Source organism: Bacillus pumilus (genome assembly GCF_024498355.1).
Taxonomy (GTDB): Bacteria; Bacillota; Bacilli; order Bacillales; family Bacillaceae; genus Bacillus; species Bacillus pumilus_P.
The window spans coordinates 3,138,692-3,153,959 of sequence record NZ_CP101833.1 but is presented as its reverse complement, the minus strand read 5'-3'; the positions used below and the strand labels follow the sequence as shown (position 1 = coordinate 3,153,959).

Below are 15,268 nucleotides of genomic sequence, written 5' to 3'. Positions count from 1 at the left end.
ATGCTAGGCAAGGATTATCAAAGGGTAGCAAAGGGAGGAGTCATCCTGAATGAAGCAGTCACCAATTTTTTTACTGCCTGAATTGAAGGAGAGAATATGGGGAGGTACAGCCTTAAGGGATCAATTTGGCTATGATATTCCTTCTGATCAAACGGGAGAATGCTGGGCAATTTCTGCTCATCCAAACGGACCAAGTGTCGTGCAAGACGGTCCATATAAAGGGAAAACGTTGATCGAACTATGGGACAATCACAGGGAGTTGTTCGGGGGAATAGAAGGCGATCGCTTCCCGCTGTTAACAAAAATTTTAGATGCAAACCAAGACTTGTCCGTTCAAGTTCATCCAGATGATGATTATGCTGAAAGACATGAAAATGGAGAGCTTGGGAAAACAGAGTGCTGGTATATCATTGACTGCAAAGAAGGAGCAGAAATGATCTATGGACACAATGCAAGAACAAGAACTGAGCTAGTGACCATGATGAACAGCGGAGATTGGGAAGGTCTTTTACGGCGAGTGAAGATTAAGCCTGGTGATTTTTATTATGTGCCAAGCGGTACCATTCATGCGCTATGCGAAGGAACGCTTGTCCTCGAAACGCAGCAAAGCTCAGATACAACCTATCGGGTATATGATTATGAACGAAAAGACCAAGATGGCAATGAACGTGAACTTCATTTTGCGCAAGCCATTGACGTCACAACGGTTCCTCATGTAGACGGTTATGCAGATGAATCAGTCGAAACACGTCCAGGAATGACCATTAGAACATTTGTAGAAGCAGAATATTTCTCTGTGTATAAATGGGAAATTGATCAAAAAGTAGAGCTTTCGCAAGATGATACATTTTTGCTGTGCAGTGTCATTAAGGGAGAAGGGTCTATAGAGCATGATGGGAACACATATCCACTGCCAAAAGGGGCTCATTTTATTTTGCCAGCTGAAACAGGGAGCTTCTCGATTGAAGGATCTTGTGAACTGATTGTGTCACATATATAAAGGAAAAGAGGACTTAAATGGGGTCCTCTATTTTGCTATTGCATGAATGACTTGAAAGAAGACTTGTTTTTGTCGATAAAGAGATTAGTAGACTATTATGCAAAGTTAAGAGAGGGACAGGGAACGTGAAAAAAACCATCAAGATTATGTTACTCGCAGCTGCCTTTGGTATGACATTACACACAGGCAAAGAAGCGCAAGCAGCCTCCTATGTCGATCAATCCATTTATACGATTAGCACCTCAAAGGTATTTACGACAGAATCAGAAGTGAAAAAAGCAGTAGAAACACTGAAAAAAGATAAAAAGTGGACAGCAAGTTATCAAACCTCGGGGAATACGTCGACCTATCAGCTCACTGCCTCAGGATATGACTCACAAGATGCAGCGAATGCAAGTGCGGCGGCGTTAAAAAAAGAGGTGGGCATAAATGGCACTGTGTCTCCAGTTGGTGACCGCCTTCCTTTACAAAAGGTCGTATCTGACCCGATCAACGATGAAAGTCAGGCAAAAAAGTTCTCGCTAGAGCTAGCAAAAACATCAGGGCTAAAGAGCTCCTATGAAGTCATCAGTCAAAGCAGACCTTCTTATCAGGTCATATCAGGAGCCATTGATTCTGAAACGAAAGTCAAAAATATTCAAACAGAATTACAAAAGAAGGCAGGAGTCACCAGTACATACCAAACCGAAAACAAAGCTGGCACCGTGTATCAGCTGATCTCAGGCGGTATTGTTGGACAAAGTAAGGCGAATACCATCCTGCAAGGCTTTCAAAAGGAATCTGGTTTAAAAGCAGTGCGTCAAACGGTGACAGCAGGCAAGCCATATTACATCGTCACATCAGCTGCACAAGCTAACCAGTCGAAAGCCCAGACACTTCTTACCCAGCTGCAAAAAGAAGCAAAAATCAGCGGGAAGATTCAGAAGGCAGGAGCCGTTAAAAATGTCTATCGCATGGAATCAGGCTATTTCAAAGACAGCAAACAAGCAGCCTCAGCTGCGGCTCAGATTAAGAAACAAACCGGTGCTGCAGGTACTGTGCAGCGAGTAGGAAAAACGAAAAATTATATCGTGAAGCTCAATCAATTAAACGATACAGCTTATGCAAAAACAGTTGCCTTTTTCAAGAAAAAGAAATGGCGCTATACGTCCAAAAAAATCTCTTCTACACAGCCATATCAAGTAGTGACTGGGAACCTTTTAGGAGATGATCAAGCGAAAAAAGCGACGGCCTTCTTCCAAAAGAAAAAGGTATCTGCGACAACGAAAAAAACGGGCAAGGTATCTGATAGCACGTATCGACTCGTTGTCAATCAAGCAACGGATCAAGCAAAAGTGAACAAAGGTGCCGCATACTTAAAGGCACAAAAGGTGACAAGTAACATCACAACAGGTAAGGGACAAGCCGTCACCAAAGCGTATAGCCTGATGACAACACCTGTATATGATCAAAGCAAAGTGAAGCAGGCGCAAGAGATCATCAAGAAAAATGGGGTTGCCAGCAGTACAAAAACTTTAACAGAAGCTGTCAAGCAATACCGTATTACGACAGAGGCGACTGTGAATCAGACAAAACTCAATCAAGCACTTAGCTATTTGACGAAACAAAAAATGAAGGCAGCTGCCCAAAAAACGGGTACAACTGATTATGGGCAATATCAAATGAAAACAGGGGTCATTGCGACTGCTGCATTGCGTGATCAAGGCATGGCATTTTTCAAAAAACGGAATGAAACAGCTGCTTATACAACGACAACAAAACCGGCATATAAAATCAACATAACGCAGCAATTCACAGGGTTAGCAAATGCAAATGCGGCCATTGCTTTTGTGAAAAGCCAATATGGCTGGACAGCCACCGCAACAAAAATCAAAAATGGCCCGATGGTCATGCAAACGAATTATAACCTCACTGTCAATGAGATGGTGAACAAACAAATGAAGGTGTCACCACAGACAGATGGTGCGGCTTATGTTTATGCGACATATGTAGATCCAGCGACGTCAACAGTGAATACGGATGGGTTAAATGTACGTTCTACACCTGATTCAAGCTCTGCAAGCAACATCGTGGCACAGCTGAACAAAGGCACAAAAGTGAAACAGCTCGGGAAAGAAGGGAATTGGATAAAGATCAGCCTTGGCTGGAGAAATGCGAGTTCAGCAGAAGTGTTAAAATATGTAGACCCAGCTAATATCGCTGAGGGCACTCAATCGTATTTTCAATTTCTCAAACTCTCTGAAGCTGCGAATCTCAATCCGACCGAAGTCAATTCGAAGATTTTAGCAGGGAAAGGGATTCTTGCTGGAAAAGGACAAGCCTTTATAACAGCAGCGAAAACGTATCATATTAACGAAATCTATTTGATTTCTCATGCGCTGCTTGAAACAGGTAACGGAAGTTCAATTTTAGCGAATGGTACGATGTTTAATGGAAAGAAAGTGTATAACATGTATGGCATTGGCGCATACGACAGCAATCCGAATTATCTCGGTGCAAAGTATGCGTATGAACAGCAATGGTTCACGCCAGAGGCAGCCATTATTGGCGGGGCAAAATTCATTGGCAACAGCTATATCAATCACGCCACTTACAAACAAGATACCATTTATAAAATGCGCTGGTCTAGTTCAGCTACTCATCAATATGCTACGGATATTGGATGGGCTTATAAGCAAGTCACTCGTATGTATAGTTTGTATAACTTACTTGATAACTATACGCTGTATTATGATATCCCGGTTTATAACAAATAAAAAAACGTCCGTGCTTCCTAATAAGAAGCCGGACGTTTTTTGTGTAAGAGCTGCTGTTCAATAAATGTTAAGAGCTGCTCACTTGATTGTCCCTTTGAATATTGGTTCCATTCCTCAGCGAAGGTTTTTAATAGATCTCCATTGGCTGATTCGTTTAGATGTAAAAGCTCCTTCAAGAGCATGTCTTGAGAGACGCAAGCCTTTCCGGGAATGATGTCTTCATAACGATCGACTAATCCCCGTTTATCTCGATAAGTTTCTAAATCATAAGTGAAGAACAAAACAGGTTTTTCGAGCAGCGCATATTCAAACACAATCGACGAATAATCCGTAATCAGAACATCGCAAGCACAGAGCAAAGGATAAAGCGGCTGCTCGGACACATCAAATATCCATTCACCATCTGTTTCAGCCTTCGCTAAATGTTTGACCGCAGGATGAAGCTTGACGAGCAGAATATAGTCTCCATTTAGCTCTGTATGCATTTGTTCTTTTGAAAAGGGCAGGACAAGACCGTCCATGGCAAAGTCTCGATAGGTCGGTGCATAAAGCAGAATTTTTTTCCCTCTTGGAAAATCATCCGGCTTTAAGGAAGGCGGATGATGATCATAGTACACATCCGTCAGCGGCACACCTGTTGGTAAAAAACGTTCGTCATTTACCCCAAACGATGACTTGAAAATCTCACGCATGCGATCTGAACCCGTGACGATATAATCGAAAGACGCATAGACCCGCTTGAAGCGTTCGATATCACGTGGACTCCGGCATGAATTTGAAGCATCTTCAAGGCCAAATTTTTTCAAAGCGCCATTGGCATGCCATACTTGAATACAGGTTGTAGAAGGTCTGTTTCTTAGCACACTTGTCATGAGAAAGTAATTATCCGTCACAACGACCTTGCTTTTCAGCATCGTATACATACATTGAATGAGATGGAAGGGATTTTTTTCATGAAAATAGCGAAATGACAGATGAGACCCGTCCTTTTCTATATTGGAAGCATGCTTCGTATAGAGGACTGTCAGCTTCATCGTCATATTCGCTTGTTGTTGATAGGTATCAATGAGAGCAGCCGCATTCTCCTGGAATGAAACAAGCAGCGTCACCTGGTTTTCACGCGGTTTCACTCCGCTCATCAGCCATCCAATAAAAGAAACGAAAGCTGCATAACATGAAATGATTATTGAGCGTATATTCATCATTGATCAATCTCTCATAGCTGCTTCGTCTGATCCTTTACTTGCTCAGGATAGTAACGTTTCTTCCCTTTGTTTTCCTTCAATACGGCAAAGGCGTACTTTGGAATATTCAGCATTCGTTTCCATCTCCACGGATTGACAACCAGTCTGTACAGCCATTCCGTATTTGTCTTAATCATCCAGCGTGGTGCACGCTTCACTGTGCCGCTAAATACATCGAAGCTTCCGCCTAAACCGATGCAAACAGCCTGCGGGAATAAATGGCGGTATTCATAAATGAAGTTCTCTTGGTTTGGATAACCTAAAGCAACGAACACCATATGTGCTTTCGAGCGAGCGATTTGTTTCGCAACGAAACGTTTATCGGCTTGATAGCCGTCACAGCTGCCTGCAATGACCACATTTGGATATTCCGTATCAATTCGCTGTTTGACAGCCTCAAGCACTTCTTTTTTCGCACCATATAAAAAGATACTTTTAGACTGCTTGTTTGCAAGATCAAGCATAGACATGAAGACATCAAAGCCTGCAATTCTTGATTTAAGCGGACTCTGTGTCATGCGTGACATCAACACGACGCCCACACCATCCGGCAATACATAATCCGCAGAAGAGACTACTTGATGGTACGCATCATCCTTCATGACGGCATAGCCAATCTCTGGATTCACAGTCGCAATCATGGCGCCTCTTTTCTGAGAAATATGATGCTGGTTGATATAGCTGATAAATTCATCTAAGTCGCCGTTTACATAAGAAAGGTTAGAGACCACTTCTGTTTGCATTGTTTAGACCTCCTTTTTCATCTTGTTATCTATGAACGTTCATTGTAAATTCATTCTTAGCCTACTCATCATTTTATCATAGTTGCTCCATGAAATATTAACAATAACTTTACAATCCTTTAAATTTCATGACATTTTTATAATTTCATATAATTGAAGATCGGTGAAACATTGATTTTTCGGACTTTTCCTCCCGTGCCCATTAAATTGGAAATAGTTTGTCTTTACATCTGCTTAACGTTTAATGGGCACTGTGATATAATGAGGTTCCGAAGAGCGAAAAAACTGATCGAAGATAATGGGATTACGGATAAACATTACTGCTTGAAGCAGACGAATAAGGATTTAAAGAAAGGAGTTTAGTTTGCAATGAAGAAAGTTATTACTTACGGTACATTTGATTTATTACACTGGGGTCACATTAAGCTGCTGGAGCGTGCAAAGCAGCTCGGAGATTACTTAGTGGTGGCCATCTCTACAGACGAGTTTAATTTACAAAAATCAAAAAAGGCTTATCATAGCTACGAGCATAGAAAGCTGATTTTAGAGACAATTCGTTATGTAGACGAAGTCATTCCAGAAAACAGCTGGGATCAAAAAGTCCGTGACGTGCAAGAGCACGACATCGATGTGTTTGTCATGGGAGATGACTGGGAAGGTAAATTCGATTTCTTGAAAGAGCATTGCGAAGTCGTATACTTGAAGAGAACAGAAGGCATCTCTACAACACAAATTAAGGAAGAAATTGCAGGACTTTAATAGATTGAAATAAGAGTACTTCTTATCATTTGGTGAGAAGTATTTTTTCATGTTAAAATATTCTTTTAAAATTTATTTAAATATCGACGGAATAAATGGACAACAATGAAAGGTTGAGTGTTTTGATCCGAAAATGGTTTAACAAGCATAGAAGAAAGACACTTAAAAATAATCAAAGTCAACCGCAACCACACTTACAAATTCCGGATATGGATTATTACTTTATTACTGGGAGAATTAAAGAGAAATATGGTGGTATGACGAAGTCGTTATTGCTACGTGCGAAACTATTTGGGTTGAAGAATATTTCATCTCATTTTTTAACCTTTTCATATGATCCTGAATTTTCTCGGAAAGTGAAAGGGATCATTGACAAACAAATAGTGAATCCTAAAATGACAAAAATTCAAAATATGTATGTAGACTTCCTTATTCCAAATAGTAAACCAGAGGAACAGTATCACCCATCTTATCACCCTGACAACATCAATGAAGTGGTAATTGATCATGAAGATCCATCTGTTCGATTCATTAGGAATGAACAAACAAATCAAATTGAGATGATTGAGTTCTTTCATCAAAATCAGCAAATGGAAAAGCGTGAGGAATACAATACACAAGGGCAGTTGCATAAAGTTTCTTATTTCTCTCAGGAAACGGGCAAAGTCTATCAAGAACTATTCATTTATGAGCACACTCATATTTATATGAAAAAGGAGTATGTTCATCTTGAAGAAGAGTCTAAAAATAAATTAAAAGAAATGATATGGTATGCTCAGGAAGGGATAAAAACCTTTAAAAATGAAAAGGCATTAAGACAAGAGTGGCTCATGACTATTCAGTATAAAAATGATCGGAAAAAGCTCTTTTTAGTTGATAGTCGGAAGCAGGATAAGTATGTTTTTCAATTAAAAAAAAGAAGCTCTTCTTACTTCTCAGCAATTATTCACAGTAAACACTACGAAACAGAAAAGACAGCATTACGTTCTGATTACAATGAGTTATTTACCCAAATAAGAAAACAAAAAGTAGATGCCGTCTTCTTTATCACTGAAGAGCAAAAAACAGATGTAGTAAAACAATTCGGTCATCAAAATATATTCTTTTTAACGCCACATACACTAGACCGTTCGTCACATCAAGTACAAGATCATTATATGGCTGATCCACATAAGGTACTGATGATGGCGAGATTAACTAAAATCAAGAATGTCATAGATGCCATCCGTTCGTTTCAATTTGTTATAAAAGAAGTACCAAGTGCGAGGCTTGAAATCTTTGGTTCTGGTCCTCAAGAAAAGCAGCTAAAACAGGAAATTAAAAAATTAAATTTAGAAAAGAATGTCTTTTTGAAAGGGTTCACTCAAAAACCTGATGTTGAATTTAGAACAGCTAGAATGTCTATCTCTACCTCTGTCTTTGAAGGCTGTCCATTATCTATCATGGAATCAATTGTTAACAATTGCCCTGTGATTACTTATAATTACGATTATGGTGCTAGCACGCTTGTGAAAAATGAGTTTAATGGCTTTGTTGTAGAGCAATATGAAGTGAAACAGCTAGCTAACAAAATCATTGAATTGTTAAAAAACGATGAACAGCATCAAATTTTTTCAGAAAATTGTCAGGAGATTGCAGAGATATATTCAATTCCGAACTATTATGAAAACTGGATAACGGCACTCCACAAAATGATAGAAGTTCGAGAAAAAAGAGACCAAATTCAACGCATGATGAAGCCTATTCATTTCAAATTGGTAGACATTAGTAGTAAACATCATGTTCTTTCATTGGACTTGCAAATAGAAGGTGTGATTGAAAAGCGAAAAAAGGTTATATTAGAACTTGTCGGATACGATCGGGATAACCATGCTGAGTTATTCTCTAAAAAAGTCGAAAATTTAAAGGTATCCTTCCCAATTGGACATGCATTCATAAAGGCGGCATTGAAGCGAAACAAAACAAAATACGTTGATTTCTATATGAGAATGAGAGATGAAGAATTCAATGAAATCACTCAGCGGTTACCAATCGCCGAGCATTTGCTCAATGAAAAAGGTGTGTCAAAGATGGATGGTGTTTCTTACAAGACAATTAAAGGGAATTATTCTTGGAAGTTGAATAAATAAATAGAAACTTTTATTTATACTACATCGTGTTATGAGTATGACAAGCATAAGATTTCGATGAACAGAGGAGATAAATGATTGATGATTGAAGAGACCGTTCAGAAGAAAAGTGTTGTTGAAAGTTTAAAGAACCATCACCAACAACTGGAAATTGTGTTGAAAATAGATGATGATAGGCCATTAGAAGGTCGAATATTTTACTTGCTCATGAGAGAAAGGTTCTCAAAGCAGGAAGTTTACCTTCCTCTTGAACATCTAGCAGAAAATCGGTTTAAAATAGTGCTTCATGAAGATTCTTTCTCGAATAAAATGGAACAAGGACAAACGTATAATTTATATGTGACGGATTTTTCTCAAATGATTGATAGTAGTGAGAGCGAAGATGAAACCGAAGACTCCTCGTATGATTCTGATGGAGAGGACGAAGAGGCGGAATTGGAAGAGGAAGAAGGACAATTCATAGATGAAGACGACAATCCTTATTATAAGCGTCGTCTAAAGCTGGATGTCGAAACGCCTGAAGTCTGTTTCATAGAAAATCAAAACGCTCTGCTCCTTGCCATACCATATCGTACGGACAAAGGGAATGCTTCTATTAAGGTCAAGCGAGAAATGAAGATCACGAAAATGAAGCAGATATCACTCGATGAGACCAATATCCTGACTCTAAATGGATATTGTGGTGTGATAAGTGCTGAGCACTCTTATCGAATCAAAAGAATACAAATCCTGGTCAAAAGGAACAGTGCCCCCGAAATGGAGCACCGCTTCCCCGTAAATTTCCAGCAAAAAAGTGAAATTGATTATTATAGAACAGACGGGGAGATGCCAGAGATATATCCTTTCAAAGTTGAAGTCCCTTTAGGGGCATTAACCTATTCTACAGATAAGCGATATATCTATAGAATGTACTTTGAATTTATATGTGAAGTTAACGGAGTAGAAGAGACTTTAACAACACCGTCACTTGTGCTTGGAGATCGATCTAATCAATTAAAAGGGCTTGTCCAAATACAAAAAAAGAACGATATCCCGATTCGATTTGAAGTATATCGAAAGAAAAAGAGGCAAACGCTTGGCATCCGAATTAATGATTACACAATCAAAACCCGTGCGAAGTACTATGTCAAAAGCAAGTGGAAGAAATTCAAAAAGAAAATTGGCAAAATCAAAAAAGTCCGTAATCAATTGGTGACAAGAACCTTCAAAACGACCTTTAAGCTAGCAAGTAAATTGTCCGTGAAAAAGAAAACCGTTGTTTTTGAAAGCTTTAATGGAAAACAATTCAGTTGTAACCCGCGTGCTATTTATGAGTATATGAAAGAAAATCACCCTGAATATACGTTGATCTGGAGCGTCAAAAAAGGGCATGAAGCACCGTTTAAGGAAAAGGACATCTACTATATCAATCGTCTGTCATTCAAATGGATTGTTGCGATGGCAAGAGCTGAGTATTGGGTCGTCAACAGTCGATTGCCGCTTTGGGTCCCAAAACCAGACCATACAACATACCTGCAAACATGGCACGGTACGCCGTTAAAACGACTGGCGATGGACATGGACGAGGTGCATATGCCTGGAACGAACACGAAGAAATACAAAAAGAATTTCACGAAAGAAGCATCGAATTGGGATTACCTCATTTCTCCTAATGCATACTCGACTGAAATCTTTACACGTGCGTTCCAATTTCAAAAGACGATGGTTGAGTCAGGATATCCGAGAAACGACTTCCTTCACAATCAAAACAATGAAGAAACGATGAGGGCACTCAAGCAAAAAATGAACCTGCCGCTTGATAAAAAATTGATCTTATATGCACCGACATGGAGAGACGATCAATTTTATAAAAAAGGGCAGTACAAATTTGATTTAGACCTTGATCTGCATGAGCTAAGAGCATCTATCGGAGACGACTATATCATCATTCTTCGTATGCACTATCTAGTAGCTGAAAACTTTGATTTAGGACCATATGAAGGCTTTGCCTATGACTTCTCTCATTACGAAGACATCAGAGACCTTTATATGATTTCTGATCTGCTCATCACAGATTACTCATCGGTGTTCTTTGATTATGCAAATCTCAAACGTCCGATGCTGTTCTATGTGCCAGACATCGAAACATATCGTGACAAGCTCAGAGGCTTCTACTTCGACTTTGAACAAGAAGCACCTGGACCGCTTGTAAAAGAGACAGCAAGTGTCATTGACTGGGTAAGAGAAACAGAACAGCCAACCTTTGCATTACCAGCTTCATTTGCACCGTTTTATGAAAAATTCTGCTATTTAGAGAGCGGGGAATCATCGAAGCGGGTGGTTGAGGTTGTGTTTAAATAGGAATATTGACAAGCATTACTAAGGGATCCTCAAACCTAAGAGCGAATCCCTTAATAGTGCTTTTTTTGGTTTGTTTATTTAAAATTGTAATTTAAGCCCGAATATTAACTATTAACTTTGTATTAGGTATATGTTATTATAAAACTGATATTCAAATAAAAAATAGTGAATTTCTCAGGATTTAAGGCTTTTCTAAGTATTTTTTCATAGGAGGATCATCTTGAAAGGAATAATTTTAGCTGGTGGTACAGGCTCACGGCTTTATCCTATTACGAAGGGTATCTCTAAACAATTAGTTCCGATTTACGACAAGCCAATGATTTATTATCCATTATCAGTTCTAATGCTAAGTGGGATTAAAGAAGTACTTATTATCACTACCCCAAGTGATTTAGAACAATTTAAACGTCTTTTAGGGACGGGAGAAACCTTAGGAATACAAATAAGTTATGAGGTGCAAAAAGAACCTAAAGGACTTGCAGATGCTTTTATTATTGGAGAACAATTTATAGGTCGAGATAATGTGTGTCTTGTGCTCGGTGATAATATATTTTATGGACAAGGTTTGACTGAAATCTTAAACAAAGCAGTAAAACTGACGACAGGTGCGCTTGTATTTGGGTATTATGTAAAGAATCCAGAAGATTACGGTGTTGTGCAATTTGATCATACCGGTAATGTTCTTGGCATTGAAGAAAAACCTAGCCAACCCAAATCAAACTATGCGGTACCTGGTCTCTACTTTTACGATAATAAAGTGATAGAAATTGCTAAAAATGTTAAACCCTCCGCAAGAGGCGAAGTAGAGATTAGTTCCATCAATGATTTTTATTTACAAAGCGGTGAATTGAAAGTAGAAATCATGGGTAGAGGAATGGCTTGGCTAGACACTGGTACACATAAAAGTTTACTAGAGGCAAGTAATTATATTGAAGCAGTTCAAAATAGACAGGGGCTGTATGTCGCTTCATTAGAGGAAATTGCTTATCGCAAAGGCTATATAAATGAAGAACAACTTTCCCGTTTAGCCCTACCATTATCTAAAACTGAATATGGTAAATACTTATTAGATCTAGCTGAAAATAAAGAAGTCGTTATTAAATAGAAGTTACGAAGGAGAGAATGATGAAAACTTACCTTGTTACAGGTGGAGCAGGTTTTATTGGTTCTAACTTTATAGCATATATGTTAGACAAGTATAAAGATATTAAAATTATAAATCTTGACAAACTAACTTATGCAGGAAATCTTGAAAATTTAGTTCGTTATGAACATTTTGAAAATTATCAATTTATTAAAGGTGATATTAAGGACTCTGAATTATTGAGTGAAGTTTTTGAAAATAACGAAATTGATTATGTAGTGAACTTTGCAGCTGAATCTCATGTAGACAGGAGTATCGAAAACCCAAAAGTATTTGTGGAAACCAATGTGCTTGGTACATTGAATCTTTTGAATACAGCTAAAGAATTTTGGCAAAAAGATGACGACTCTTATAAAGAGGGAAAAAAGTTTATTCAGATTTCAACCGATGAAGTGTACGGTTCCTTAAGCAAGGAAGGATATTTTACAGAAGAAACACCTTTAGACCCGCATAGTCCGTATTCAGCTAGTAAAGCTTCGGGCGATTTATTAGTGCAGTCATTTTTTGATACGTATAAATTCCCTGTGAACATTACAAGATGCTCTAACAACTATGGCCCATTTCAGTTTCCAGAAAAATTGATACCACTTGTTATTCATCACTGTATTGAAAAAAAGAGCATCCCTGTTTATGGAGATGGATTGAACGTTAGAGATTGGCTTTTTGTTGAAGACCACTGCAGCGCTGTAGACTTAGTTATTCAAAATGGCCAACTTGGAGAAATATATAATATTGGTGGACATAACGAAAAAACAAATATTGACCTTGTAAAAAAAATCATAACTTATTTAAATGAGAAGGTAGATCACAAGATTACACAAGACTTAATATCCTTTGTTAGAGATCGAAAAGGTCATGATAGACGTTATGCAATTGATCCAACAAAGATAGAAAAAGAACTTCAATGGAAGCCGAAATATCATTTTGAAACAGGTATTATAAAAACAATTGATTGGTATTTAGATAACTCTGCATGGTTTAAAAATATTATAGATGATGAATATAAAAATTACTATCAAACAGCATACGGAGAAATAAAGTAATATTCTAATTCTAAAAAGCCCTATTCAGCACTATGAATGGGGAATTTTTACTTTTTGCTATTGTGTAAAATGTAGTTGAGATGAGGTTACGAAGATTAAAAATGAAAATTAAAAAATTAGTTTCTAAAATATTAAAATCAATAATAAGTAAACATAAAGTGGAAATTCAAGTTAAAGAAGAAAAACTCCATTTATTTGTTAGTAATTTAGGCTTTATTCCAATTAATAAAAGTGTGATTTTGAAAGATCGTGAGAGTGGCAGATTTTTAAAGAGCAAGATAAAAAATAACATATCTATTTTTAATCTTAAAGATATTGCAGACCTTAATAGTAACGGCACTTTGGATGTGTATATTACCCTTCGATTTTATAGTAGATATCTGCGAAAAAGAACTGTATTTAGCTTGAAAAATCAAGGGTTCACATCATATTCAGAGGATTTGAATTTAAAATTAAAAAGCTTTAAAACGAAAAATGGAAATTTATCTTTTGATTATAAAAAAAATATTTTTACTCAGTATATAAACAATTTAAAAAGTGTAGGTTCAAACTTTTATATTGAAGGAGAAGTTACTCAATTTTCAAATGAATATTCAGTGAAACAACTAGAGTTAATTGCAGTAAGAAGAGATAATAACAAGTCATATGGTTACTCTTTAGATTTCCAGAAAGAAAAGAATAAATATATTTTTAAAAAAATTATTATGATAGATAAGTTAAAACAACATTTGGATCTCAATAGCAGATGGGATTTCTTTTTGCAAATAAGAGATGATAAGCAACGAATCTGTTATAAGGAACTAGTAGATATGACAGGCTATACTGATTTCTCAAAAGAAGAGGATAGATATCTATTTAATAATGATTATGAAGATAACTTCAGGCTTATTATATATGTAACTATGGGGAAAGAGAGTTTAGCATGCTGGTTTACTGACAATGAACAATATATTAAGACCTACAATATAGCTAGAGGCAAAACAATTTTTAATAACATTTGTGAGAATCACCCAATAAATAAGAAGATGATTTTCTTTGAAAGTTTCCTGGGAAAAAGTTACTCAGGAAATCCAAAATATATTTATGAATACTTATTGGAAAATGGATATGGTGAAGAGTATCAATTTGTATGGTCTTATCAAGGAGAATCAAAATTACCAGGAAATCCAATCATAGTAAATAGAGAAGAAGAAGATTATTATCGATACCTAGCGCTTTCAAAATATTGGGTTAACAATATTATTTTCCCTGTACATCGAAAAAGGGAAGGTAATGTGTATATTCAGACGTGGCACGGAACCCCACTAAAAAGATTAGGGTATGACATAGAAGTAGATGGTCCTGAAAAATTGGCTAGGGAAAATTTTTATTTGGAATCTCGTAATTGGGATTATCTATTAGCAGCTAATAAATACTCTAGTGATATCTTTAAGCGGGCTTTTAAGTTTGAAAAAGAGATAATGTTAAACGGCTATCCATCTAATGATATTTTCTATAAAAATAACAAGTTAGAAAAAATCGAATCCATTAAAAGAAAGTTGAACATCCCTAAGGAAAAACAAGTTATATTGTATGCTCCAACATGGAGAGATAATGAATCAAATGGATCATGGAACCATTCATTTGAAATACAATTCGATTTAGAACAGTTCCAGGATGAATTTGGTGATGATTATGTATTAATCTTAAGAATGCATCATTTAATCTCAGATTATTTAGCGCTTAATCCAAGCAAACATTCTTCAATCATTGATTTATCTAAATACGATGATATTCAAGAGTTGTATTTAATCAGTGATATTTTAATCACGGATTATTCATCTGTGTTTTTTGAATATGCAAATAGTAAAAAACCGATTTTGTTCTATGCTTATGATTATAAACTTTATAAAGAGGAGATAAGAGGTTTTTACTTAGATATGTACAAGGGATTACCTGGCCCAGTATTACAGGAACAAAAACAGTTGTTTGATGCATTAAAAAATATTCATCATGTGGAAGAAGAATATAAAGAAAAATACAATGAATTTTTCCAAGAATATTGCAGCCTGGAAACAGGAAATTCAGCAAAATTAGTTATCGAAACAGTATTTAAACAATAATTGGAGGT

10 protein-coding genes are annotated in these 15,268 nt (G+C 37.0%); 8 read left to right on the top strand and 2 right to left on the bottom strand.

Going from position 1 to position 15,268, the window contains the following annotated elements; translation table 11 throughout:
* Positions 1-49: 49 nt before the first annotated feature.
* The gene (manA, locus tag NPA43_RS16115; protein ID WP_230030656.1) at positions 50-1,000 is read left to right on the top strand and encodes a mannose-6-phosphate isomerase, class I; all 951 of its coding nucleotides are present in this window, start codon (positions 50-52) and stop codon (positions 998-1,000) included.
* Between the two features lie 125 nt (positions 1,001-1,125).
* Positions 1,126-3,756: an N-acetylglucosaminidase gene (locus NPA43_RS16110; RefSeq protein WP_230030657.1), complete on the top strand. Its 2,631-nt coding sequence runs from the start codon at positions 1,126-1,128 to the stop codon at positions 3,754-3,756.
* A gap of 17 nt (positions 3,757-3,773) precedes the next feature.
* Here NPA43_RS16110 and NPA43_RS16105 read toward each other — a convergent pair whose 3' ends face one another.
* Both NPA43_RS16105 and NPA43_RS16100 read right to left on the bottom strand, forming a co-directional pair.
* Complete coding sequence (locus NPA43_RS16105; protein WP_249705613.1) at positions 3,774-4,961, bottom strand: CDP-glycerol glycerophosphotransferase family protein; 1,188 nt, start codon at positions 4,959-4,961, stop codon at positions 3,774-3,776.
* Between the two features lie 11 nt (positions 4,962-4,972).
* Positions 4,973-5,743 (bottom strand): WecB/TagA/CpsF family glycosyltransferase, encoded by a 771-nt coding sequence (locus NPA43_RS16100; RefSeq protein WP_099726419.1) that lies wholly within the window; start codon positions 5,741-5,743, stop codon positions 4,973-4,975.
* Between the two features lie 369 nt (positions 5,744-6,112).
* Between NPA43_RS16100 and tagD the strand changes: the two genes are divergently transcribed.
* From tagD to NPA43_RS16070, 6 genes are all read left to right on the top strand, one after another.
* A complete protein-coding gene (gene tagD / locus NPA43_RS16095) occupies positions 6,113-6,502 on the top strand; it encodes a glycerol-3-phosphate cytidylyltransferase (protein ID WP_008343212.1) in 390 nt (129 codons plus the stop codon).
* A gap of 122 nt (positions 6,503-6,624) precedes the next feature.
* Positions 6,625-8,631 (top strand): glycosyltransferase, encoded by a 2,007-nt coding sequence (locus tag NPA43_RS16090; protein WP_256499060.1) that lies wholly within the window; start codon positions 6,625-6,627, stop codon positions 8,629-8,631.
* Between the two features lie 81 nt (positions 8,632-8,712).
* The gene (locus tag NPA43_RS16085; protein WP_256499691.1) at positions 8,713-10,971 is read left to right on the top strand and encodes a CDP-glycerol glycerophosphotransferase family protein; all 2,259 of its coding nucleotides are present in this window, start codon (positions 8,713-8,715) and stop codon (positions 10,969-10,971) included.
* A gap of 220 nt (positions 10,972-11,191) precedes the next feature.
* Positions 11,192-12,076, top strand: coding sequence for a glucose-1-phosphate thymidylyltransferase RfbA (gene rfbA / locus NPA43_RS16080; protein WP_256499059.1), 885 nt, complete (start codon positions 11,192-11,194; stop codon positions 12,074-12,076).
* Positions 12,077-12,096: 20 nt separating this feature from the next.
* Positions 12,097-13,158 carry a dTDP-glucose 4,6-dehydratase gene (rfbB, locus tag NPA43_RS16075; protein ID WP_256499690.1) on the top strand — a complete coding sequence of 354 codons (1,062 nt, stop codon included), beginning with the start codon at positions 12,097-12,099 and terminating at the stop codon, positions 13,156-13,158.
* A 101-nt stretch (positions 13,159-13,259) separates the two neighbouring features.
* Positions 13,260-15,260 carry a CDP-glycerol glycerophosphotransferase family protein gene (locus NPA43_RS16070; RefSeq protein ID WP_256499058.1) on the top strand — a complete coding sequence of 667 codons (2,001 nt, stop codon included), beginning with the start codon at positions 13,260-13,262 and terminating at the stop codon, positions 15,258-15,260.
* Positions 15,261-15,268 lie beyond the last annotated feature (8 nt).